This is a genomic window from Micromonospora sp. NPDC047707 (assembly GCF_040704235.1).
GTDB lineage: Bacteria > Actinomycetota > Actinomycetes > Mycobacteriales > Micromonosporaceae > Micromonospora.
Genome location: NZ_JBEYSU010000006.1, coordinates 48,522 through 69,682, shown reverse-complemented (window position 1 = coordinate 69,682; position 21,161 = coordinate 48,522). Strand labels below are relative to the sequence as shown.

Genomic DNA, 21,161 nt, shown 5'->3' with positions numbered 1-21,161 from the left:
GTCAGGCCGGCACCGGCTCGCCCGCCTCGACCAGCCGGCCGTCACGCAGCACCAGCACCCGGTCGGCCAGCTCCATCAGCGTCGGGTCGTGGGTGGCCACCAGAGCGGTCATCCCCCGGGCGTGCACGAGCGCCCGCAGCAGGTCCATCACCGACCGGCCGGTCTCCGAGTCGAGCTGACCGGTCGGCTCGTCGGCGACCAGCAGCGGCGGGTCGTTGGCCAGCGCGCGGGCGATCGCCACACGCTGCTGCTGCCCGCCGGACATCTCGTACGGGCGCTGCGCCGCGTGCCCCCCGAGGCCGACCAGTTCCAGCAGCACCGCCACCCGCTGCTCCCGTTCGGCTGCGGGCACCTTCGCCAGGCGCATCGGCATCCCGACGTTCTCCGCCGCGGACAGGATCGGGATCAGCCCGAACGACTGGAACACGAAACCGATGGTGTCCCGGCGCAGCTCCAGCAGTTCCCGCTCGCCGGCGGACGTCACCTCGTGCCCGGCGACGTGGATCCGCCCGGCGGTGGGCGTGTCCAGGCCGCCGATCAGGTTGAGCAGGGTCGTCTTGCCGGCGCCGGAGCGGCCCCGGATGGCCACCAGCTCCCCGCGGCCGGCGGTGAAGGACACCTCGCGCACGGCGTGCACCACCCGGTCGCCGCTGCCGTAGTCGCGGCTGACCCCCTCGACGCGTACCAGCTCGTCGCCCATCACTTGTCCTCCGTCCTCGGGTCCACGCCGGGCCGCACCTGCACGTGGTCCGGCTCCAGGTTGAGCCGCACCCGGTCGCGCAGCGCCAGAGCGTCGACGAACGCCGCCGGCAGCTGCATGCGGCCGGCCCGGTCCAGCACCGCGTACTCCTCGGTGACCAGTTCCTCGACACCGTCGGCGCCGATGCGGGACGAGCGGTGCACCTCCGAGGCGGTGCGGCCGTCGCGGATCGCCACCGTCCGGCGGACCTGGGAGGCGACCTGGTGGTCGTGGGTGACCACCACGATCGTGACGCCGAGCTCGGCGTTGATGGTGCGCAGCGCGGCGAACACCTCCCCGGCGGTCGCCTCGTCCAGCTCCCCGGTCGGCTCGTCGGCGAACAGCACCTCCGGGTCGTTGGCGACGGCCACCGCGATCGCGCAGCGCTGCTGCTCACCGCCGCTCATCTGCCCCGGCCGGCGGTCCGCGCAGTAGCCCACCCCGACCAGGTCCAGCAGCTCGTCCGCGCGCCGGCGCAGCCCCCGCCCGCGCCGCCCGGCCAGCCGCATCGGCAGCTCCACGTTCTCCCGCGCGGTCAGGTACGGCAGCAGGTTGCGTCCGGTCTGCTGCCACACGAACCCGACGGTGTGGCGGCGGTAGCGCAGCCGCTTCTTCGCCGACATGGTGAGCAGGTCGTAGCCGGCGACGCGGGCGATGCCGGCGGTCGGCACGTCCAGCCCGGACAGGATGTTCAGCACGGTCGACTTGCCCGACCCGGACGCGCCGACGATGGCGACCAGCTCGCCCCGGTCGACCACCAGGTCCAGCCCCTGCAACGCGACGACCTCGACGCCCTCGGTGGTGAAGATGCGGACCAGCCCGTCGCAGACGATGTGCCCGCGCAGCCGGTCGGCGCCACCGGCGCGGGCGGCGGCGCGTTCCGCCGCCCGCCGTTGCAGCGTCGCGAGGTCCGGTGCCTTCTCCTCGACCGCAGTCATGAGTTCTCCTCTCCCACCCGGAGCACCTCACCGAGACGCATCCGGCGGTTCGCCAGATTCTCCACGGCCAGCCCGGCCAGCAGGCCGACCGCCACCAGGGCCAGCACCCCGCCCACCACCAGCGGGTCCAGGTGGTCCCGCACGGCCACCCCGGGGGTGAACGCCGACAGCCCGAGGGAATCCCCGAGCAGTCGCGGCAGCGCCACCCCGACCGTCGCTCCGGCCACCGCCGCGACGACCACCAGCGGCACGAGTTCGTACACCAGCAGCCGGCGCCCCTGAGCACCGGACAGCCCCATCGTGCGCAGCCGGGACAGCACCCGGCCCCGGCCCGCGGCGTCGGCGACCACCGCGAACCCGACCGCGAGCAGCGCCAGCGCGGTGCCGCCGGCCGCGCCCGCCGCGAACGCCAAGGTGAGCACCTCGTTGGCGCCGGTGCGGTCCAGCCCTTCCCGGTACGCCTCCCAGGTCTGCAGCCGCGCCGGCAGCTCCGGCCGGTTCACCTCGGCGCCGAGCACCGCCGCCTGCCAGGATCGCTGCTCGTCGTCGGCGACCTGCACCAGCCGGGACACGTCGACGTCCTTCCCGGCGATCAGATACCGGTTGGGAACGATCGGGGTGGCCGCGTACTCGGGCAACGCCTGCCACGGCAGGACCACGAACCGTTCGCTGCCCAGCCCCACCCCGGGGAACTGCTCCGCCACGGCGGCGACGCTGAACTCGTAGAGCCGGTTCTGCACGTCGGCCGCCCCGCCGCCGGCGAGCAGCTTCGCGACCTGCGGGGAGACCACCGCCGGCACCGGCCCGTCGCCGCGTGCGGCGGCGCGCAGCGCGGCGGGCACGTCGACGTCGACGCCGCTGCGCTGCGCCACCCGGGCGAACGCGGGCGCGTCGACCACCAGCACCCGGGCCTGGCCGAGCAGCCGTGCCCGCGGGCCGGCGTCCGAGAGCACCCGCCGGTTGGACTCCGCCCACACCCGCGCCACCTCCTCCACACCGGACACGCGAGCCAACCGCTCGGCGCTGTCCGGCGGAAAGGCGTACCCGGTCAGCCACGCGTCGCCCGGCACGGTCAGGGTGCTGGCCCGGTCCCGTGCCTCGTCCACGGTGGTGGCCACCACCGCTCCGAACACCCCGGTGCTCACCGCGACGATCAGCACCGCGAGCGGTCCGAGGGTCACCGGCGCGCCCCGGCCGGCGCGCGCCGCCCCGAGGAACAGCAGGGCACCGCGGGCCCGTGCGGCCACCCGATCCACCAGCCGCAGCGGCCACGGCAGCACCCGCAGCGCGACCAGCGCCGCGGCGACCGCCACCAGCACCGGCACCGAGGACAGGTAGGCGTCCACGCCGTCGGCGGCGATGAGCCCGCGGCGACGCAGCAGCAGCACCCCGGCCACCGCCACCAGCAGCACGGTCGCCTCCACCGTCAACCGCCGCGCCGACGGCCGGGCCCGGGTCAGGTCGGTACGCGCGGCGACGACGCCGATCCGCCGGTGCCCGGCCATCGCCAGCACCGGCACCACCCCGGCGGTGAGCAGCGCCAGCAGCAGCAGAAGCGGCCAGGTGACGCCGTCGGCCCGACCCGGCACCTGGGCGCCGACGAGGACCCCGGCCAGCACCGCGACGGGTTGCACGAGCACCGCCTCGGCCAGGGTCCAGCCGCCGATGCCGGCCAGCGCGGCGCCGCGGGCACGCAGCAGCGCCAACTCGTCGTGGCGGCGTTGCACCGCGAGCCGGGCCGCCAGGACGATGAGCCCCAGCAGGCTGGCCACCAGGCCGGCCTGCACGACGGCGAGCAGCCCCCGCGCCGAACGCAACTGCTCGGTGAACCGGGTCAGCACCACGTCCAGCGAGGTGGCCACGGCGCTGGACCGCTCGAACTCGGTGCGCCGGGCCTGGCCCACGGCCGAGATGACCGCCGGGAGGTCGGACGCGTCCAACCGCCGCTCGTCGATCCGGTACCGCCAGCCGTAGCTCACCTCGGTGGTGTTCTGCCTGGCCACGGCGTCGATGCCGGCCCAGTCGGTGACCGCGACGGCCAGGTACGGATCACCGTCGTTCTGTGGCGCCACCGGGTCCAGGGCCAGCTTCAGACCTTCCCAGGCCGGGTCGCTGCCGTCGCGGGCGGCGAAGACTCCGGACACCACGGCCTGGGCGGGTGTACCGCCCCGGGAGCCGGTGAACCGGATCGGCGTGCCGGGCCGCAGGGCGAGCAGCTCGGCGACCGGCTCGGAGACGGCGACCTGGGCCTGCCCGCGGGTGGAGGCGGGCCACCGCCCGGCCCGCAGCACCGCGGCCTCCTGCAGGCCGGTCTGGGCGTACAGGCCGATCTGTTTGGGGGCGCCGCCGTTCATCGGGGGGCTGTCGCCGGTCGCGATCAGGCGGTCGGGGTTGAACGCGGCGAAGTACCAGCTCGGGCCGACCAGCCGGGGTAGCGGCTGCGGCAGGGCGGCCGCGTACCGGTTCAGGTCGCGCTCACCGCCAGCGGCGGCGAACGAGCTGTCCGGCAGCGTGGTGGTGACGATCGACAGATCGCGGACCAGGTACGGCTCGGCGGCGACGTCCGCGCGCAGCGCCCGGTCGGCGTAGTGGTTGACCAGCCGGGGGGTGGCGGTGAGCAGCACCGCCGCCACCAGCCCCAGCCCGGCCAGCAGGCCCGCGTGCGCGGCCAGCACCCGCAGCCGCCGCACCACCCTCCCCGCCGTCATCGCTCCTCCCCGATGCGCAGCTGGCTGCCGGCCAGGCGGCGTCGCATGGTCAACGAGACGGCCGCGCTGAAGGCCAGCGCGAGCAGCAGCAGGCCGACGCCGGTGGCGACGATCGGCGGCCAGTCCACGTGCAGCAGCGGCGGCGGGTCGGGTCGCTGCGCCGCGGGGGTGAGGATCACCAGCGGGGCCATCGTCGCGGCGACACCCACCCCGACGAACAGGCCGACCAGCACGCCCATCCCGGCCAGGAGCCCCTGTTCGGCCAGGAGCGAGCGGGCCACCAGGCGGTGTCCGGCGCCGAGCGTGTGCAGGACCGCCAGTTCGGTGGCGCGCCGGCGGGCGGTCGCACTGACGTCCACGGCGACGCCGACCGCGGCGAGCAGCACCGCGGCCAGGGCCGCGGCGAACAACGCCCCCCGCGCGCCGACGCCGAACGGTTCCCGCGCCAGGTCGGCGGTGATCCGCCCCCGGTCGAGGACGGTCAGGCCGCCGAGCGCGCCGACGGCCGTCGCCGCCTGCTCGCGCTGCGCCGGCCGGACCGTCAGCCACCACTCCTGCGGTGATCGGACGAGGCCGTTGCCGTGGAACACCCGGGTGCTCAGTGACGGTAGGTCGACCAGGAAGGCGGCCCTCTCGGTGCCGCCGGGAACCGACTCCGCGACGTCGACGAAGCGGACGTCGACCTCGGTGCCACCGAGGACGAGCCGGGTCTGCGCGCCGACGTCGAGCCGCAGAGCGGCGAGCGCCGGCGGGGTGGCCACCACGGGCACCGGCTTCGCCGCTACGGGCGGTGCGATGGCGAACTGGACCGCCGACAGGCCGCCGATACTCCACGCGCCGGCCTGCGCGCTGCGCGTGTAGTGGACGGTCAGCCCGTCACCGTCGGCGTTGTAGCTGGCGACGGGCCCGCCCCGGTTCAGCACCTGCCACCTCCCGGCGCCGCCGAGGTCGACCCCGGTGCCCGTCGTGGCGTCGGTGCCGGCCCGGAGGTCGGTCAGCCGCCAGTCCACGGACGCCGCCGGGGAACCCACCGTCTCGGCGGTGAAGCCGGCCAGCCGCCACGGGCCGGCACCGGCCGGAAGGTCCACGGAGAACCGGACCGGCTCGCCGGCCGGGACGTCGGCGAGCAACAACCGTCGGTGCCCGCCGTGCGGCTCGACGAGCACGGCGTGGCTGCGCACCCGCGCGGTCAGGTCGCTGCCCTGCACCAGCAGCTGGCCGGTGAGCGTACGGGCGCCGGCGGGCAGTTCGGCGTGCGGCGCGGTGACCCGAGCCCGCCCGAGGTCGCCGAACAGCTCGGTGGCCGAACCGCCGGCCAGGTCCGGGCGCATCCGCACCACCGGTTCGGCGGCGCCGGCGTCCCAGGCCACCACCGACGCCGGCGCGTTGTCCGGCCCGATCCGGATCGTCTCCCGCCAGGTCGCCAGGACCGCCTCGACGCCGGGTACCGCGGCGAACTGGTCGGCCCGGTCGTCCGGGGCGGACCCGTTGAGCTCGGTCAACCGCAGGTCGGCGCCGACGCGGTGGCCGGCCTGGTCGTCGAGCGACTGCTGCGAGGTGCTGCTGAGGGTCCAGGCGAGGGTGGCGACCGCGACGGCGAGGGCGAGCAGCAGCACCGGGCCGGCGTGCGGGCGTCGCCCCGCCTGCCAGGTGCCGAGGATGGTGGCGGTCCAGGGTTTGCGGTCCACCCACCGCTCGGCCAGCCGGGTCAGCGGCGGCAGCAGCCGCAGGGCGAGCACCGCGCCGGCCAGCACGCCGATGGTGGGCGCGGCGGCCAGCAGCGGGTCCACGTCCAGGGCACCGGAGCGGCTGCGGGACAGCGGCGACGAGTACTGGCGCAGCTGATACCAGCTCAGGACGGCCAGCGCCACCAGTACGACGTCGACGCCGGCGCGCTGGACCAGGCCGCGGCGGCTGGGCCGGGACCGGCTGGTCAGGTCGGCGACGTAGGTGCCGCCGCCGCGCAGGCTGGGCACCAGCATGGCCACCAGGCAGCCGGCGGCGGCGAGGGCCGCGACCGGCCACAGCGGGCCGGTCAGGGTGGCGCCCGGCCCCGCCGACACCGCGGCCAGGGCGGGCACCCGTTCGGCGTACGCGAGCAGCCGCGCCGCCAGCGGGGGTGCCAGCACGGCGGCGGGCAGGACGACCAGCGCCGCCTCCCGGGCGGCGAGCCCGGCGAGTTGGGCTCGGGCGGCGCCCCGGGCGCGCAGCAGCGCGGTCTCCGCACGGCGGTGCTCGGTGAGCAGCAGCGCGACGAGCAGCAGCGCGTACCCGCCGAGCACGACCACCAGCAGCATGGGGGTGACCAGGGCGGACCGCCCGACCAGGGTGGCCCGTTGCAGGCGCTGCACCAGGTCGTCGAGGGTGGTGAGGGCGGTGCCGGAGTCGCCGAGGCCGGCCTCGCGGGGTGCGGTGGCGGCGACCCTGGTGACGCCGTCGGCGAGCCGGTCGAGGGCGGCGCCGCCGGTGACACCGCGCAGGTCCGGTTCGACCAGCCACCCGGCGGAGGCGTTGGTGCGGAAACCGGCGAGGAAGTCGTCGCGGTGCACGGTGAACGGTCCGTACGTGGCCGACTGGGGCAGGGTGCCGGTGGCCGCCTCCGGAGCGAGCCGCCAGTACGTGTCGGCCGGGTCGATGGGCGTGAACAGGCCCACCACGCTGACCTGGGTGACCCGGCCGGTGAAGCCGTCGGTGACCGGCACCCGGTCGCCGACGTCGACGCCCAGCACCGCGGCGCCGGGCGCGGCGAGGGCGGCCTGCACCGGGCCGGCGCCCGGTTGCGGCCAGGCGCCGGCGGTGAGCCGGGCGTGCGCGGCCAGGTCGTCGAGGAACATCACCGACGCGTAGACGGTTCCGCCCGCGTCGCCGACCGCCGAGCCGGTGTCGCCACGCAACTGGCGGCCGGCGGCGTACCCGGCGGCGGTCACCGTCGGCTCCAGGCCGGGCAGGTGCGCGGTGACGTGCTCCCGCAGGGTGGTGTCCCGCTCCCGCAGGGCCTCGGCGGTGCCGCCGGCTGGGCCGCGGACCAGGATCGACCGTTCCTCGGCGGTGGCCTCGGTCAGCACGCTGGCGGTGCCGGAGGCGACGACGTCGTCGTTGTAGGCGGCGAGGCCGGTGAGGGCGGCGGTGGCCACCAGGGTCGCCCCGGCCGCGGCGAGGAGCAGTCCCCTGGCCCCGCGGGCCCGTCGTAACGCGAGCCTCATGTCGTGGTGTACCCCCGTACGCGCAGGGCGGGGCGGCGCCGGTCGCCGTTCCGTCGTGCGTGAGAGGGGCGAGGGTTCCGGAAAGGTTCGCGCCGTGATCAAACCGTGTCCAAACGCGGCCCGCCCCGGCGCCGGGTCAGCGCGGGCCGAGGTCCCCCGCGCGGTAGTGGCGGCGGCAGAGCACCTGGTAGCGGACCTCGGCGGTGTCGACGGTGTCGCCGATGACGACCTGGGCGCCCTCCCGGACCACCCGGCCGTCGACCACGCGGGCGTTGAGCAGCCCTTCCCGGCCGCACCAGCACAACACCTCGACCTGGATGCGGGCCACCTGGTCGGCGAGTTCGAACAGCCGCTGCGCGGCCGGGAACAGGCACGACCGGAAGTCGGTGGCCAGGCCGAACGCGTACACATCGACGTCGTAGCGGTCGACGAGTTCGGCCATCTGCTCGACGTGCGCGACGCTGTAGAAGCTCGCCTCGTCGCAGATGAGGTAGTCGACGCGGACGCCCTCGGCCCACGTGTCGCGTACCAGGGTGCGCAGGTCCAGGTCGTCGGTGACCTCGACGGCCTCGTGGGCCAGCCCGATGCGGGTGGTGACCTGCGGGCCCAGCGACCGGTCGATGCGGGTGGTGACGAGGCCCCGGCGGCCCTGCCGGGCGTGGTTGTGGTTCATCTGCAACGCCATGGTGGACTTGCCGCAGTCCATCGGCCCCCAGTAGAACCGCAGCGCCGCGGCGTGCAGCGGGCGCCCGTCGACGGCACGGGCGGCGGCGCAGCCGGCGGGTTGCTCGTCGGGGCCGGGCAGCGGGCGTGCCAGGCAGGTCGGGGCGGCGGCGTCGTCGGTCACGGTCGGGCAGCATAATCCATCGACGGTCATCGTCCGGCCGCATGATCCAGTTCCGGCCGTGCCGGGGTGCGGTCCGCGCGGTCCGGTCCCGGCCCTCCGTCTGCCCCTACAGCACGCGCGGCGGCGTGTTCCCGGCGGCCACGATCGCCCGGCGCATCGGCACCGCCAGCAGCAGCACGAACCCGACCACGAAGAAGATCAGCAGGGAGACCAGGCCCACCCGGTAGGAGTTGGTGAGCTGGAACACCAGGCCGAACGCCAGCGGCCCCAGCCAGCTCGTGCCCTTGTCGCTGATCTCGTAGAAGCCGTAGTACTCGCCCTCCCGGCCGGCGGGGATGAGCTGGCTGAACAGCGACCGGCTCAGCGCCTGGCTGCCGCCGAGCACCAGGCCGATGGCCGCGCCGAGGGCCATGAACGGCAGCGGCGCCTCGGCGGGCAGCCGGAACGCGCCGAGGATCACGCCGGTCCACAGCACCAGGCTCAGCAGGACGGTCTTCCACGCGCCGATGCGCCGGGCGAGCGCGCCGAGCAGCAGCGCGCCACCGAAGGCGAGGAACTGCACCAGCAGGATGGTGACGATCAGCGTGCTCTGCTCTAGCCGCAGCTCCTCGGTGCCGTACTGGCTGGCCAGGGCGATCACGGTCTGGATGCCGTCGTTGTAGACCAGGAACGCCAGCAGGAAGAACAGCGTCAGCGGGTACGCCTTCAGCTGCCGCAGCGTACGCCCGAGCTGTCGGAACCCGTCGGTGAGCACGTTGCCGCCGCCGTGCAGCGCGGCCGGCGTGGGGTGCTCCCGCAGCCAGCGCAGCGGTACCAGGGTGAACAGCGCCCACCACAGCCCGGCCGACACGATGGACCAGCGGGCCAGGTCCAGGGTGCGTTCCGGCTGCCCGTTGTCGAGGCTCTGCACGGCGACCAGGTTCAGCGCGAGCAGCAGGCCGCCGCCGAGGTAGCCCAGGGCCCAGCCGCGGCTGGAGATGCCGTCGCGGTCGTCGGGGCCGCCGAGTTGCGGCAGGAACGAGTTGTAGACGACCACGCCGGCGCCGAAGGCGATGTTGGCGACGAGGAACAGGGCGCCGCCGAGCAGGTACCGGTCGCCGGTGACGAACAGCATCGCCACGGTGGCGCCGGCGCCGGTGAACGCCGCCGCGGCCAGCAGCCGCTTCTTGTGCACCGACCGGTCGGCGACCGCCCCGACCACCGGCAGCACGAACACGGTGAGGAACACCGACAGCGACACCAGGTACGGGAAGTACGACCCGGCCGCCACCTTGATCCCCAGCGGGTACACGTGCCCGGAGCAGGTGTCCGCGCCCAGTTCGCAGCCGGCGGCGAGCTCGGTGACCGTGGTGAGGAACGGCCCGAGGAACACGGTGATGACGGTGGTGGAGAACGCCGACATCGCCCAGTCGTAGAAGTACCAGCCGGTGCGTTCGCGACGGGTGCTCGACGGTGCGGGAACGTCGTCCACGGTGGTGGCGGGGGTGGTGGCCATCGCGGTCCTTCGGACGGGTCAGGCGGCCCAGTGGCCGCGGCTGCGGTAGACGTCGCGCAGCACGCCGACGTGATCGGTCATGATGCCATCCACGCCGAGGTCCAGTAACTCGTGCATCTCGGCAGGTTCGTCGATCGTCCAGACATGCACCTGCAGCCCGATGCGGTGGCAGTAGGCGAGGAACCGCCGGTCGGTCACCCGTACCCGCCCGTACCGGACCGGCACCTGCGCGGCGACCACCGACTCCGGCAGCCGCAGCGGCCGGCCGGTCAGTGACGCCATGCGCAGCCGGGCCACGCCGCGCATGCCGAGGCTGGTGGCCACCCGTCCCTGCGTGAGCGCCCGCATCCGGGTCAGTCGGGCGTCGCTGAACGAGGCCAGCAGCACCCGGTCGGCGGCGCCGGACCGGGTCACGGTCGTCACGGCCGGCTCGACGCCCCGGTCGGCCTTGACGTCGACGTTGAACCGCACCTGCGGCCACGCGTCGAGCACCTCGTCCAGCCGCGGCACCACCGCCTCCCCGCCGATCCGCACCGTCGCCAGGTCGGCCCACCGCAGGTCGGCGATGCGGCCGGCCTCGCCGGTGACCCGCCGCAGCGTGGCGTCGTGGAAGATCACCGCGACGCCGTCGGCGGTGGCGTGCACGTCGGTCTCGACGTACCGGTAGCCGAGTTCGACGGCCCGGGCGAACGCCGCGGCGGTGTTCTCGTCGCCGTCGGCGGCGCCGCCGCGGTGGGCGAACGCGAGGGGCGCGGGCGCGTCCAGGTAGGGGTGCGGGGCGGTCAGCACGCGAGGGAGTATGCCGGGCGCCGGCGGCGCGCCGGTGACCGGCCGGCGGCCGGGACGTGACGCCGCGGCCGTCGCGGTGACTGCCGCATGTCGGACAGTAACGATCACGATGGCGGCGCCGCCGACGATGATGGGCGCATGGTCTCGTGGACGCCGTCCGGGCCGGGCCGCGTGGAGCCGTCGACCCCACCCGGCCCGCTCACCAGAGCACCGCTGGATCCGCTGCCACCGCCCGCGGTGCCACCGGCACCGCCGCCGGGCGGCGGGCTCCCGCTCGCCGCCCGGGTGGTCGTGCTGCTGGTCCTGGCGGCCGGCAACCCGTGGGTGTCCCGGCCGCTGACCGAGTGGCGCTTCGACCTGTCGGACGCCGAGGGCTTCGCCGCGCTCGTCGCCGCCCCCGGCGAGATGATCCTGTCCGCGCTGCTCGCGCTGCGCTGGGAGGTGCGGATCACCGACGACCGCCAGCTGCCGTTCTGGCTGGCTCAGAACGCCCGGACGCTGGTATTCGTCCTGGTCACGGTGTGGCTGCTGCGCCGGCTGGCCGCCGCCGTACCGGCGCCGTCGCCGGTGCACCGCGCGCTGGCCGTGTTCGCCGCGCCGGTGGCCGGCGGCGCGCTGGCGGCCGCCGGCGGAGTCGTCCTGCTCGTGCTGCTGGGCGCGGGTGACGTCTACGGCTACGACCGGCCGCAGTACGTGCGGGGCGCGCTGGTCGACGGGGTGCACGCCGGCTTCGTGCTGGGTGTGTTCCTGGCGTGGGTGCTGCCCCTGTTGCGGCCGGCCCCGACCGGTGACCCTGCGACAGTGGAACGGAGGTGACGCGCATGCTCCGGGAGGGTGTACGGCCGAAGCGGACGGCCGCTGCGCCGGAGGCGGGCAGTGAGGCGACCCGCTACCTGTGCGCGGCCGCGCACACCGACGAGGCCTTCGCCGAGCGGGCGCTGGCCGAGGTGCTCGAGGACGACCTGCGCGCGGTCGCGCCGTCGGTGGGTTTCGACCTGACGTCGGTGCTGCGGCACTGCCTGCACGCCCGCGGTCGACGCGTCCGTCGGGACGGCTGGCTGCTGCTCGCCGGCGGCGCCGCGGTGCTGCTCTCGCCGCTGTGGACCCTGCTGGCCGGCGCGGCGATGGTGCTCGGCACGCGGCTGGCCCCGTTCCGGCCGACCCGGCAGGGTGCGCTCGGGCCGGTGCTGGCCCTGGTCTCGGTGGCGTTGATCGCGTTGATGTTGCTGGTGCAGCTGCAGGGCGTGGCCGGCGCGGAGGAGGAGCGGACCGGGCTGCCCGGTTGGCTGGTCGGCCGGCCGGTGCTGGCCCTGCCGTTCGGCGTGGTCGCCTACCTGGTGGTCGTGGTCCACCTGCTGGGCACCCGGCGGCTGCTGGTGACCCGGCTCCGGCGTGGCCGGTTCCGCCCGGCGTCCCCGGACACCTCCCGCGACGGCCGGTACGCCGCCCGGCTGGCCGCCGTCGACGAGGCGCAGCGGGGCAACGTCACGGTCTACAGCGGGTACGTCCCGTTCGTGGGGCACGGCACGCCGGTGGCCGGGTGGTCGTTCGCCCTGCCGATCGTGCCGGCCGGGCCCGGGTCGGTGCTGCCCGCTGCGACGGCCGGGGCCGCCGCGGCGGACGAGCCGGTGCTGTTCGCGGTGCTGGACCTGATCGACCATGTCCGGTCGCGGCTGGCGGCGGTGGGGCGGGACGGCCCGGACGCCGACCGGTTGCCGGACCTGCTGCTGGAGGACCGGATCTTTGTCGGGGGGCGGATGCTCACCGACGACGCGCGCCTGCTGCCCGACCGGGAGCGGACGCCGCGGCAGCACTGGACCGACGAGGAGGTCCGCCGGGTGGCCGCCCGTCCCCGGGGCGCGGCCCGGCACTACCTGTGCGCGCTGGTGCCGTCCTGGGGCGGCGAGGTGGTGGCCGGCACCTTCCTGCACTTCTCCACCGACGGCCGGGTGCTCTACCTGGAGTGCGCACGCACTCTGGTGGAGCCGCCGAGGTGGGAGCACCACGACGTGGACCGGCTGACCGAGTGGCTGCCGGCGAGCCAGTTCGCGCAGGTGCTCGCCAGCGGCGCGGAGGGGCTGCTGCGGACGGCGCTCGGTGCGCCGCTGCGGTTGACCGGGGACGCGGTGCGGGTGCTGCGCCACCACCGCCGGCGGGCGCGGGCACGGCGGCTGGCCCGGGAGGATCTCGGCTACGACTACGGGGCCCGGACCGGCGTGCGGGAGTTGGCGGCCGGGTCCGGCTACCACAACTACTTCCAGGTGCTGGACGCCGCCAAGCACCTGAAGGTGGTGGAGCGGCACGTGCTGGCCGCCATCGTGGACTTCCTCGACGAGCGGGGCGTGGACACGGCCGAGTTCCGCAGCCGGCAGACCATGATCCTCAACCAGGGGGTGATCCAGACCGGCGGGCTCAGTGTGGTCGGTAACCAGGCGGTGGGCACGGGAGCTCGGGCCGAGCAGCGGGCGGAGCAGGTGCCCGCGCCGCGCGGTGGGCGGCCCCGCAGCGAGTGAGGGACGGACATGACGGAGATCAACTACGGGATCCAGCAGTCGGGCGGGGTCAGCCAGGTGGGCAACCAGGCGGTCGGCCCCGGGGCGTACGCGTCCGGGGGGAGCCTGCACGCCACGGCGCCGGCGGCGGTCGACGTGGCGGCCCTGGTGCGGCAGTTGGTGGAGCTCGTCGACCGGCACCGCGGTGACCTGCCGGAGCCGGCCGTGGCGGTGGCGGCGCAGGTGCGCGAGGAACTGTCCCGCCCGGATCCGCGGCCGGCGCGGGTCGAGGCGCTGCTGCACCGCCTCGCCGCCCTCGCCGCGCCGGTCGCACCGGTCGCGGCTGCCGTGACCGAGGTGGTCAGGGCGGTCCAGGCGGCCTGAGGGCGAGCCGGTCCACGCCGGCCGCGAGCCGCGCACGCCGGGCCACCGGCAGGAAGGTGGACGGCGGTCAGCGGCGGCGGCGGTGGGCGCGGCTGGTGTCGACGGGCCGCCCGGGGTCGACGTGGCGGGGCCGGTCGGGCTCGTCCGGCCGCAGCGGCGCCAGGATGTCGGTGATCGCGTCGATGATCCGGTCGGTGCCGCGGCGGGCGGCGCCCGGCGTGCCGTACGTCAGGTCGGTGAGCACGACCGGCGTGCCGAAGTGCACCCGCACCACCGGCCGGCGCAGCAGAGCCCGGGCGATGCCGGGCAGCAGGCCCTTCGGGGTGCGGTAGGGGAGCACCTCGTGCGAGCCCCACTGGGCGACCGGGAGCACCGGTGCGCCGCAGGCGAGGGCGAGGCGGGCGACGCCGGTCTTGCCGCGCTCGGGCCACAGGCCGGGATCCAGGCCGATCCGCCCCTCCGGGTAGACGAGGATCACCGACCCGCCGGCCACCGCCGCGGCGGCGTCGTCGAGGGCCTTGTGCACGGCGCTGGTGCCCCGTTCGACGCGGATGTGTCCGGCGCGGCGCATCGCCGCCCCGACGACCGGGGCGCGGAACAGCCCGCCGGTGGCCATGAACCGCGGGGCGACGCCGGCGGCGCGGGTCGCGGCGGCCAGCACGATCGGGTCGAACGGGCTGATGTGGTTGGCGGCCAGCACGAGGGGGCCGCGGCGTAGGTGCGCCGGCACCTCCCCGGTGACCTCCAGCCGGGCCAGGGCGCCGACCGCGGCGCGGGCGAGCAGTTGGGCGGCCCGCCAGATCAGTGGCGGGCGCCAGCGGGAGTGCGCGGTGTCCATCAGCGCGCAATGGTCGCACGCGAGGGGGTGAGGACGGGTCCCGCCCCGGGCCGACCGGCCGGGGTGATCAAGGTCATTGGTCCCGGACCGCTTCGGGCCCCTCGACCCTGCCGAAACGCCTACGACGAGCAGTAGTATTTACTACGTCTCGTAGTACGCATGGCTGGGGGTTTCCAGGTGGACGCGTTGGACGTCGCCCGCTGGCAGTTCGGTGTCACCACCGTCTACCACTTCCTCTTCGTCCCGCTGACCATCGGCCTGTCCGTGCTGGTCGCCATCCTCCAGACGCTGTGGCACCGCACCGGCGACGAGAAGTACCTCAAGCTCACCAAGTTCTACGGCAAGCTCTTCCTGATCAACTTCGCGATGGGCGTGGTCACCGGCATCGTGCAGGAGTTCCAGTTCGGCATGAACTGGAGCGACTACTCCCGCTTCGTCGGCGACGTCTTCGGCTCGTTCCTCGCCATCGAGGCCCTCGTGGCGTTCTTCCTCGAGTCCACCTTCATCGGCCTGTGGATCTTCGGATGGGACCGGTTGCCCAAACGGCTGCACCTCGCCAGCATCTGGGCCGCCGCCATCGGCACCAACCTGTCGGCGTACTTCATCCTCGCCGCGAACTCGTTCATGCAGAACCCGGTCGGCTACCGCGTCAACCCCGAGTCCGGCCGCGCCGAGCTGACCGACTTCGTCGCCGTGCTCACCAACAAGGTCGCCCTGATCACGTTCCCGCACACGATCGCCGGGGCATTCCTCGTCGCCGGGTCGCTGCTGGTCGCCGTGGCCCTGTGGCACCTGATCCGCAACCGCGGCTCCGCCGACACCCCCGCCTACCGGTTCGCCGCCACGTTCGGATCCTGGGTGACGCTGGTCGCCGCCGCCGCGGTTGTCATCACCGGCGACATCCAAGGCAAGATCATGACCCAGGTGCAGCCGATGAAGATGGCCGCCGCCGAGGGCCTGTACGCCACCGAGAGCCCCGCCTCGTTCTCCGTGCTCACCGTCGGCAGCCTCGACGGCACGCGGGAGCTGTTCGCCATCAAGATCCCGTACCTGCTGTCGTACCTCGGCACCGGCGACCCCAACGGCACCGTGCAGGGCATCAACGACCTGCAGGCCCAGTACACCGCCCAGTACGGCGCCGGCAGCTACACCCCGATCATCCCGGTCACCTACTGGAGCTTCCGGTTCATGATCGCCTTCGGGTTGGCCGCCGCCGCGATCGCCCTGCTGGTGCTCTGGACCCACCGCAAGGGCCGCACCCCCACCAGCCGGTGGCTGCTGCGCGCCGGCCTGGTCATGCCGCTGCTGCCCCTGGTCGCCAACTCCTTCGGCTGGATCTTCACCGAGATGGGCCGCCAGCCGTGGATCGTCTTCGGCGAGATGCTCACCCGCGACGGCGTCTCCCGCAGCGTGTCGCTGGCCGAGGTCCTCACCTCGTTCACCGCCTTCACGCTCATCTACGCCACCCTCGCCGTCGTCGAGTTCAAGCTGCTCGTCCGCTACGCCCGGGCGGGCGTACCCGACCTGACCCCGGCCCCCGAGCCCGACGACGCCGAGCGCCCGCTCGCCTTCGCCTACTGACCCGGAGCCCCACGTGGAACTGACGACCGTCTGGTTTCTCCTCGTCGCCGTCCTCTTCACCGGTTACTTCATCCTCGAAGGCTTCGACTTCGGCGTCGGCATGCTGCTGCCCGTCCTCGGCCGCGACGACCGCGAACGCCGCGTCCTCATCAACACCATCGGCCCGGTCTGGGACGGCAACGAGGTGTGGCTGATCACCGCCGGCGGCGCCATGTTCGCCGCGTTCCCCGAGTGGTACGCCACCCTGTTCTCCGGCTTCTACCTGCCGCTGCTGCTCATCCTGCTCGCCCTGATCGCCCGCGGCGTGGCCTTCGAGTACCGCCACAAGCGCCCCGAGGCGTCCTGGAAGCGCCGCTGGGACGCCGCCATCTTCTGGGGCTCCCTGCTGCCGGCGGTCCTGTGGGGCGTCGCGTTCGCCAACATCCTGCGCGGCGTGCCGCTGACCGCCGACCACGAGTACGCCGGCGGCCTGTTCGATCTGCTCCACCCGTACGCCCTGCTCGGCGGCGCCACCACCCTCGCGCTGTTCCTCACCCACGGCGCCGTGTTCATCGCCCTCAAGACCGTCGGCGACGTCCGCGAGCGCGCCGGCGCCCTCGCGGTGCGCCTCGGCGTGGCCACCGCCGTGCTCGCGGTCGCGTTCCTCACCTGGACGCTGACGATCCGCTCCAGCGCCGCCGCCGTCGTCCTCGCCGTCGGCGCCGCCCTGGCGCTGGTCGGTGGTCTCGCCGCCGCCCGGGTACGCCGGGAGGGCTGGGCCTTCACCGGCACCGCCGTGGCGATCGGCCTGGCCGTGGCGACCCTGTTCGCGGCGCTGTTCCCGAACGTCCTGCCCTCCACGCTGGACGCCGCCGGCACGCTGACCGCGGCCAACGCCGCCTCCACCCCCTACACCCTGAAGATCATGACCTGGGTGGCGGTGGTGTTCACCCCGGTCGTGCTCGCCTACCAGGGCTGGACGTACTGGGTGTTCCGCAAGCGCATCGGCGTCGCGCACATTCCGCAGCACTGACCGAACGCCCCCGGCCCGCCGCGGCGGCGGGCCGGGACGCTCGTCGCGGCGGCCGGCGGCCGGCGGCTTCGGCTTTGTCGCGGCCGGCTACAAGACCCCCGAGGCGGTCGCCGCCGAGCTGGCCGAGCTGCGGGCGGCCGGCACGCCGTGCGGGGTGAACCTGTTCGTGCCCGGCCCGCCCGAGATCGGCGAGGCGGAGTTCCGCCGGTACGCCCGCCAGATCGCCGCCGAGGGCGGACCGTACGGCCTCGACCTGGCCGCCGCCCCGCTGCTGCACGACGACGACCACTGGCGCGACAAGATCGACCTGCTGCTGGCCGACCCGGTGCCCGTGGCCAGCTTCACCTTCGGCCTGCCCGACCCGGCGCACCGACGAGAGCGGAGCGAGCCGCACCCACCGCGACCGCCCTCGCCGACCCGGCCCGCACCACCACCGTCATCACCCGCGCCTTCACCGGCCGGCCCGCCCGGGGCCTGCGCAACGGCTTCATCGAGCGGTACGAGGCCACGGCGCCGCTGGGCTACCCGGCGGTGCACCACCTCACCCGGGGCATGCGGGCGGCCGCCGCCGCGGCGGGCGACCCCGACCGGCTGCACCTGTGGGCCGGCACCGGCGACCGCAGCGCCAGCACCGGACCGGCCGGCGCCGTCGTCGACCGGCTCGCCGCCGCCCTCTGACCCCGGTGGTCGTCTCCCGGCCGGCGGCATCGCGGCTGCCCGGAGCGCCGATCGACCCGATGCCAGCGGCAACGGGTCGATCTTCCGGACCGGGGACGTCTGGTGGCCCGGCACACCGGCCCGGCAGACTGGGCCCATGCGCGAGCACCACTACCGCACCACCGTCACGTGGGCCGGCAACCGCGGCACCGGCACCAGCGGCTACCGCGACTACGACCGCGACCACCTGGTCACCGCGGACGGCCCGCCGCCCATCCCCGGCAGTTCCGACCCCACCTTCCGGGGCGACCCGGCCCGCTGGAACCCGGAACAGCTGCTCGTCGCGTCGCTGGCCCAGTGCCACATGCTGTGGTACCTGCACCTGTGCGCCGAGGCCGGTGTCGTCGTCACCGACTACACCGACACCGCGTCGGGCACGATGGCCGCCGGCCGGTTCACCGACGTGGTCCTGCGTCCCACGGTGACCGTGGCACGGCCGGACATGGTCGAGACCGCCACGGCGCTGCACGCCGACGCCCACCGCGCCTGCTTCATCGCCAACTCGGTGAACTTCCCCGTCCGGCACGAGCCCGCCGTCACGGCAGCGGCCTGACCGGATGGGCGGCGGGCCGGCCCACGTCAGCCCCCGACGGTGCCGAACTCCGGCGCGCCCGCGTGGTCGTAGGTCAGCATCGTCACCCCGCTGCCGGAGGTCCGGCTGTCGGTCAGCCACAGCCCGGCCGGCGGCACTGCGTCGGCGAACAGGCGCCGGCCGCGTCCGAGCACGACCGGGAAGATGAGCAGACGGTACGTGTCGATCAGGCCCTCGCGCATCAACGACTGCGCGAGGGCGCCGCTGCCGTGCACCCGAAGCTCCCGGCCCGGGCGGCGCTTCAGGTCGCCGACCGCCGTCGCCAGGTCGCCGGTCAGCCGCTGCGTTCCCGGCCAGGTCAGCTCGTCGCCGCGGGTGGTGGCGACGTGCTTGGGCAGCCGGTTCAGCGGCCCGGCGATCGGGTCCCGCGGGTCGGTGACCTGCGGCCACCAGGCGGCGAAGATGTCGTACGTGCGGCGGCCGAGGAGGAACCCGTCGGCGTGGGTGAAGACCTCGCCCATGTACGCGCCGAGCGAGTCGTCGAAGAGCGGCGCCCCCCAGCCGCCCAGGTCGAACCCGCCGCTGCGGTCCTCGTCCGGCCCACCCGGCGCCTGTATGACGCCGTCCAGGGTCAGGAACGTGGTGATCGTGAGTCGCATCGTGACGTCTCCCTCGGGATCGGGCCGGCCCGCGCCGGCTCTCACCTTCCCGACGGCTGAACGAGCCACGAACCGACATCAACTCCGGTGACTCACGTCACAACGATCCGTCGCCGTGCCGCGCACGCTGTCGTCAGCCGGCCTCCCGCAGCTCCGCCAGCCGCGCCTCCACCTCCGCCAGCTCCGCCCGCAGCTTCTCCGCCTGCCGTTCCGCCTCGGTGCGCTCGGCGGCCAGGATCTGCTCCACCGCCTCGTGCACACCCGGCACGTCCACCAGCGCCACCATCCGCAGCGCCTCCGCCGGCTTCACCACGTACGGCTTGGCGAGGACCTTTGCACCCTGCTGCGCCGCGACCGTCCACTCGCCCTCGGCGTACGCCAGCGTCACCGTCAGCCCCGCGGGCCCCTTCGGCTTCGCGGCCTTCACCGCCCGCCGCGCCGGCTTCGCCGCCTCCACCTGCGGCGCCGCCTCCGGCTCGGCGCGACGCGGCGCCGGCGGCGGCGCCGGAGTGTCCAACACGAATTCCGGCGCCGCCGGCGCCGCCGGCTCCTCGGTGGGCTTCGGCTCCGCCGCCTTGCGGCCCGCGCCGCGCGGCGCCACCGCCAGGTCGGCGGGGGAGAAGGGCAACTCGTCGCGCCCGAACCGCACCACCACGAACTCGTCCGACACCGCCGGGTCGGTCAACGACACCACCTGACCCACCTGCCCGGCGATCTGACCCGCCGCCGCCGTGAACACCACCCTCGGCTTCCGGCCCGCGCCCAGCGCCTCCCGGATGCCCGCCACCTCCTCGGTGGACAAACCCTGCCCTGTCATCACGCCCTCTTCCGTACACCTGTCCGACAGCAGCCCTTGATACCAGCTGGCTGCGACAGGCCGACGATCAACCCCCCAGCGCCCGCAACGCCCGGTCCGCGTGGTCGTTCATGCTGACCTCCGAGTGGATCACCTCGATCACCCGCCGGTCGGTCCCGATCACGAACGTCATCCGCCGCGTGCTCAACGGGCCCAGCGGCAGCCGCCGCCGCACCCCGAACCGCCCCGCCACCGCACCGTCGACGTCCGACAGCAGCGGATAGTCGAACCCGTGCAACCGGGAGAACTCCGCCTGCCGCGCCACCGGATCCCGGCTGATCCCCACCCGCTGCGCGCCCACCGCGGCGAATTCCGCCGCCAGGTCCCGGAAGTGGCAGCTCTCCGCCGTGCACCCGCGCGTCATCGCCGCCGGGTAGAAGAACAGCACCACCGGCCCGGACGCCAGGAACTCCGACAGCCGCCGCATCCGACCCGTCTCGTCCGGCAGTTCGAAGTCCTCGACCACCTCACCGACCGCGACCACCACATCCACCTCCACCAAGAGCCGACCGCGCGAGCCTAGGCGATCATCCCCACACCGCCGCCACCTCGTCGACCACCGCCGCCGCCTGCGCCCGTCCCGCCCGCGCCGCGCCGGCCCGCCGGGCCGGGTCCAGCACGTTGCGGCCGATCGCCGTCCGGGCGCCCGCGTCCGGCATCACCACCGCCACCTGCGCCCCGTCCGCCCGCAGCGCCGCCACCTGAACCGACAACCGCGGCATCGGCCCGAACGCCGCCGCCATCGGCGCCAGTACCACCACCCGTTCCGCGCCCGCCGCCAGGTCCGCGTTCACCGCCGACCGCATGCCCCCGTCCATGTACCGCCGCCCGCCGACCGTCACCGGCGGCCACACACCCGGCACCGCACAGCTCGCCCCCACCGCGTCCACCAGCGACACCCCCGAATCGGCGTCGAACACCACGAACTCGCCCGTCGTCACGTCCACCGCCGTCACCAGCAACCGCCGCGGCGGCCAACCACGCGCCGGCAACCGAGACTCGATCACCGCCCGCCGGGACTGCTCCGACGGCGTACGCGCCGCGACCGCCATCGCCCCGATCCGCGCCCGCGCCGCCATCGGATCCCGGGTCAGGCCGCCCGCCCACACCAGCCGCGCCAGCGCCGGCCACCCCAGCCGCGCCGCCACCTCACCGCCGGCCGGGCGCAGCTGCGCCGCGTACAGGTCCTCGACCGGTACGCCCGAGCACACCTGCGCGCCCACCACCGAGCCCGCCGACGTCCCCACCACCAGGTCGGCCGCGGCCACCTCGACGCCCCGCTCGGCCAACCCGGCGAGCAGCCCGAGCTCCCACGCCACCCCGGTGACCCCACCGCCGCCCAGCACCAACGCCCGTGACACGCGCCACATC

Annotated in this window: 19 protein-coding genes and 1 pseudogene; 8 read left to right on the top strand and 12 right to left on the bottom strand. The window is 74.9% G+C overall.

The features are described from left to right. Nucleotide 1 precedes the first annotated feature (1 nt). The 7 genes from AB0873_RS08810 to AB0873_RS08780 all read right to left on the bottom strand — a co-directional run bounded on the left by AB0873_RS08810 (nucleotide 2) and on the right by AB0873_RS08780 (nucleotide 10,719). Nucleotides 2-700 carry an ABC transporter ATP-binding protein gene (locus AB0873_RS08810; protein ID WP_155332215.1) on the bottom strand — a complete coding sequence of 233 codons (699 nt, stop codon included), beginning with the start codon at nucleotides 698-700 and terminating at the stop codon, nucleotides 2-4. Next, nucleotides 700-1,677, bottom strand: a complete 978-nt coding sequence (locus tag AB0873_RS08805) for an ABC transporter ATP-binding protein (RefSeq protein WP_155332214.1) — start codon at nucleotides 1,675-1,677, stop codon at nucleotides 700-702. Before AB0873_RS08805 ends, AB0873_RS08810 begins: the two co-directional genes overlap by 1 nt. Beyond that, a complete protein-coding gene (locus AB0873_RS08800; RefSeq protein ID WP_366599063.1) occupies nucleotides 1,674-4,385 on the bottom strand; it encodes an ABC transporter permease in 2,712 nt (903 codons plus the stop codon). The genes AB0873_RS08805 and AB0873_RS08800 overlap by 4 nt, the downstream gene beginning before the upstream one ends. Beyond that, nucleotides 4,382-7,588, bottom strand: coding sequence for an FtsX-like permease family protein (locus AB0873_RS08795; RefSeq protein WP_366599062.1), 3,207 nt, complete (start codon nucleotides 7,586-7,588; stop codon nucleotides 4,382-4,384). The genes AB0873_RS08800 and AB0873_RS08795 overlap by 4 nt, the downstream gene beginning before the upstream one ends. Before the next feature lie 136 nt (nucleotides 7,589-7,724). Beyond that, the gene (locus AB0873_RS08790; RefSeq protein WP_366599061.1) at nucleotides 7,725-8,435 is read right to left on the bottom strand and encodes a thymidine kinase; all 711 of its coding nucleotides are present in this window, start codon (nucleotides 8,433-8,435) and stop codon (nucleotides 7,725-7,727) included. A gap of 106 nt (nucleotides 8,436-8,541) precedes the next feature. After that, the gene (locus AB0873_RS08785) at nucleotides 8,542-9,930 is read right to left on the bottom strand and encodes an MFS transporter (RefSeq protein WP_366599060.1); all 1,389 of its coding nucleotides are present in this window, start codon (nucleotides 9,928-9,930) and stop codon (nucleotides 8,542-8,544) included. An 18-nt stretch (nucleotides 9,931-9,948) separates the two neighbouring features. Next, nucleotides 9,949-10,719: a glycerophosphodiester phosphodiesterase gene (locus AB0873_RS08780; RefSeq protein ID WP_366599059.1), complete on the bottom strand. Its 771-nt coding sequence runs from the start codon at nucleotides 10,717-10,719 to the stop codon at nucleotides 9,949-9,951. A gap of 138 nt (nucleotides 10,720-10,857) precedes the next feature. Between AB0873_RS08780 and AB0873_RS08775 the strand changes: the two genes are divergently transcribed. From AB0873_RS08775 to AB0873_RS08765, 3 genes are read left to right on the top strand one after another with little or no spacing between them, the layout of a single operon-like run. Then, complete coding sequence (locus AB0873_RS08775) at nucleotides 10,858-11,535, top strand: hypothetical protein (RefSeq protein WP_366599058.1); 678 nt, start codon at nucleotides 10,858-10,860, stop codon at nucleotides 11,533-11,535. A 5-nt stretch (nucleotides 11,536-11,540) separates the two neighbouring features. Then, nucleotides 11,541-13,232 (top strand): hypothetical protein, encoded by a 1,692-nt coding sequence (locus AB0873_RS08770; protein ID WP_366599057.1) that lies wholly within the window; start codon nucleotides 11,541-11,543, stop codon nucleotides 13,230-13,232. A 9-nt stretch (nucleotides 13,233-13,241) separates the two neighbouring features. Beyond that, nucleotides 13,242-13,595 (top strand): hypothetical protein, encoded by a 354-nt coding sequence (locus AB0873_RS08765; protein WP_155332206.1) that lies wholly within the window; start codon nucleotides 13,242-13,244, stop codon nucleotides 13,593-13,595. A 67-nt stretch (nucleotides 13,596-13,662) separates the two neighbouring features. Here the strand turns inward: AB0873_RS08765 and AB0873_RS08760 are convergent, their stop codons facing one another. Then, complete coding sequence (locus AB0873_RS08760) at nucleotides 13,663-14,433, bottom strand: lysophospholipid acyltransferase family protein (protein WP_366599056.1); 771 nt, start codon at nucleotides 14,431-14,433, stop codon at nucleotides 13,663-13,665. A 177-nt stretch (nucleotides 14,434-14,610) separates the two neighbouring features. Here AB0873_RS08760 and AB0873_RS08755 point away from each other — a divergent pair, with 177 nt between their 5' ends. From AB0873_RS08755 to AB0873_RS08735, 5 genes and pseudogenes are all read left to right on the top strand, one after another. Then, nucleotides 14,611-16,014, top strand: coding sequence for a cytochrome ubiquinol oxidase subunit I (locus AB0873_RS08755; RefSeq protein WP_366599309.1), 1,404 nt, complete (start codon nucleotides 14,611-14,613; stop codon nucleotides 16,012-16,014). A 13-nt stretch (nucleotides 16,015-16,027) separates the two neighbouring features. Beyond that, nucleotides 16,028-17,026 (top strand): cytochrome d ubiquinol oxidase subunit II, encoded by a 999-nt coding sequence (gene cydB, locus AB0873_RS08750; RefSeq protein ID WP_155332204.1) that lies wholly within the window; start codon nucleotides 16,028-16,030, stop codon nucleotides 17,024-17,026. 118 nt (nucleotides 17,027-17,144) lie between these two features. Continuing rightward, nucleotides 17,145-17,333: pseudogene (locus AB0873_RS08745) on the top strand (nitronate monooxygenase); the annotation flags it as partial. Then, a complete protein-coding gene (locus AB0873_RS08740; RefSeq protein WP_366599308.1) occupies nucleotides 17,315-17,704 on the top strand; it encodes a nitronate monooxygenase in 390 nt (129 codons plus the stop codon). The pseudogene AB0873_RS08745 and the gene AB0873_RS08740, both read left to right, overlap by 19 nt. A 136-nt stretch (nucleotides 17,705-17,840) precedes the next feature. Continuing rightward, nucleotides 17,841-18,296, top strand: coding sequence for an OsmC family protein (locus AB0873_RS08735; protein ID WP_155332203.1), 456 nt, complete (start codon nucleotides 17,841-17,843; stop codon nucleotides 18,294-18,296). 26 nt (nucleotides 18,297-18,322) lie between these two features. Here AB0873_RS08735 and AB0873_RS08730 read toward each other — a convergent pair whose 3' ends face one another. The 4 genes from AB0873_RS08730 to AB0873_RS08715 all read right to left on the bottom strand — a co-directional run bounded on the left by AB0873_RS08730 (nucleotide 18,323) and on the right by AB0873_RS08715 (nucleotide 21,151). Then, nucleotides 18,323-18,934 (bottom strand): dihydrofolate reductase family protein, encoded by a 612-nt coding sequence (locus AB0873_RS08730; RefSeq protein ID WP_366599055.1) that lies wholly within the window; start codon nucleotides 18,932-18,934, stop codon nucleotides 18,323-18,325. Nucleotides 18,935-19,067: 133 nt separating this feature from the next. Next, the gene (locus AB0873_RS08725; protein WP_366599054.1) at nucleotides 19,068-19,751 is read right to left on the bottom strand and encodes a hypothetical protein; all 684 of its coding nucleotides are present in this window, start codon (nucleotides 19,749-19,751) and stop codon (nucleotides 19,068-19,070) included. A gap of 67 nt (nucleotides 19,752-19,818) precedes the next feature. After that, the gene (locus AB0873_RS08720) at nucleotides 19,819-20,292 is read right to left on the bottom strand and encodes a peroxiredoxin (RefSeq protein ID WP_366599053.1); all 474 of its coding nucleotides are present in this window, start codon (nucleotides 20,290-20,292) and stop codon (nucleotides 19,819-19,821) included. Between the two features lie 25 nt (nucleotides 20,293-20,317). Then, nucleotides 20,318-21,151 (bottom strand): patatin-like phospholipase family protein, encoded by an 834-nt coding sequence (locus AB0873_RS08715; RefSeq protein WP_366599052.1) that lies wholly within the window; start codon nucleotides 21,149-21,151, stop codon nucleotides 20,318-20,320. Nucleotides 21,152-21,161: the final 10 nt, after the last annotated feature.

Excerpts from the sequence above, each read along its gene's own strand:
- AB0873_RS08800 (WP_366599063.1), bottom strand. The coding sequence starts at position 4,385 with ATGACGGCGGGGAGGGTGGTGCGGCGGCTGCGGGTGCTGGCCGCGCAC.
- AB0873_RS08765 (WP_155332206.1), top strand. The coding sequence starts at position 13,242 with ATGACGGAGATCAACTACGGGATCCAGCAGTCGGGCGGGGTCAGCCAG.
- AB0873_RS08730 (WP_366599055.1), bottom strand. The coding sequence starts at position 18,934 with ATGCGACTCACGATCACCACGTTCCTGACCCTGGACGGCGTCATACAG.
- AB0873_RS08770 (WP_366599057.1), top strand. The coding sequence starts at position 11,541 with ATGCTCCGGGAGGGTGTACGGCCGAAGCGGACGGCCGCTGCGCCGGAG.
- AB0873_RS08795 (WP_366599062.1), bottom strand. The coding sequence starts at position 7,588 with ATGAGGCTCGCGTTACGACGGGCCCGCGGGGCCAGGGGACTGCTCCTC.
- AB0873_RS08760 (WP_366599056.1), bottom strand. The coding sequence starts at position 14,433 with ATGGACACCGCGCACTCCCGCTGGCGCCCGCCACTGATCTGGCGGGCC.
- AB0873_RS08805 (WP_155332214.1), bottom strand. The coding sequence starts at position 1,677 with ATGACTGCGGTCGAGGAGAAGGCACCGGACCTCGCGACGCTGCAACGG.
- AB0873_RS08785 (WP_366599060.1), bottom strand. The coding sequence starts at position 9,930 with ATGGCCACCACCCCCGCCACCACCGTGGACGACGTTCCCGCACCGTCG.
- AB0873_RS08735 (WP_155332203.1), top strand. The coding sequence starts at position 17,841 with ATGCGCGAGCACCACTACCGCACCACCGTCACGTGGGCCGGCAACCGC.
- AB0873_RS08725 (WP_366599054.1), bottom strand. The coding sequence starts at position 19,751 with ATGACAGGGCAGGGTTTGTCCACCGAGGAGGTGGCGGGCATCCGGGAG.
- AB0873_RS08810 (WP_155332215.1), bottom strand. The coding sequence starts at position 700 with ATGGGCGACGAGCTGGTACGCGTCGAGGGGGTCAGCCGCGACTACGGC.
- AB0873_RS08775 (WP_366599058.1), top strand. The coding sequence starts at position 10,858 with ATGGTCTCGTGGACGCCGTCCGGGCCGGGCCGCGTGGAGCCGTCGACC.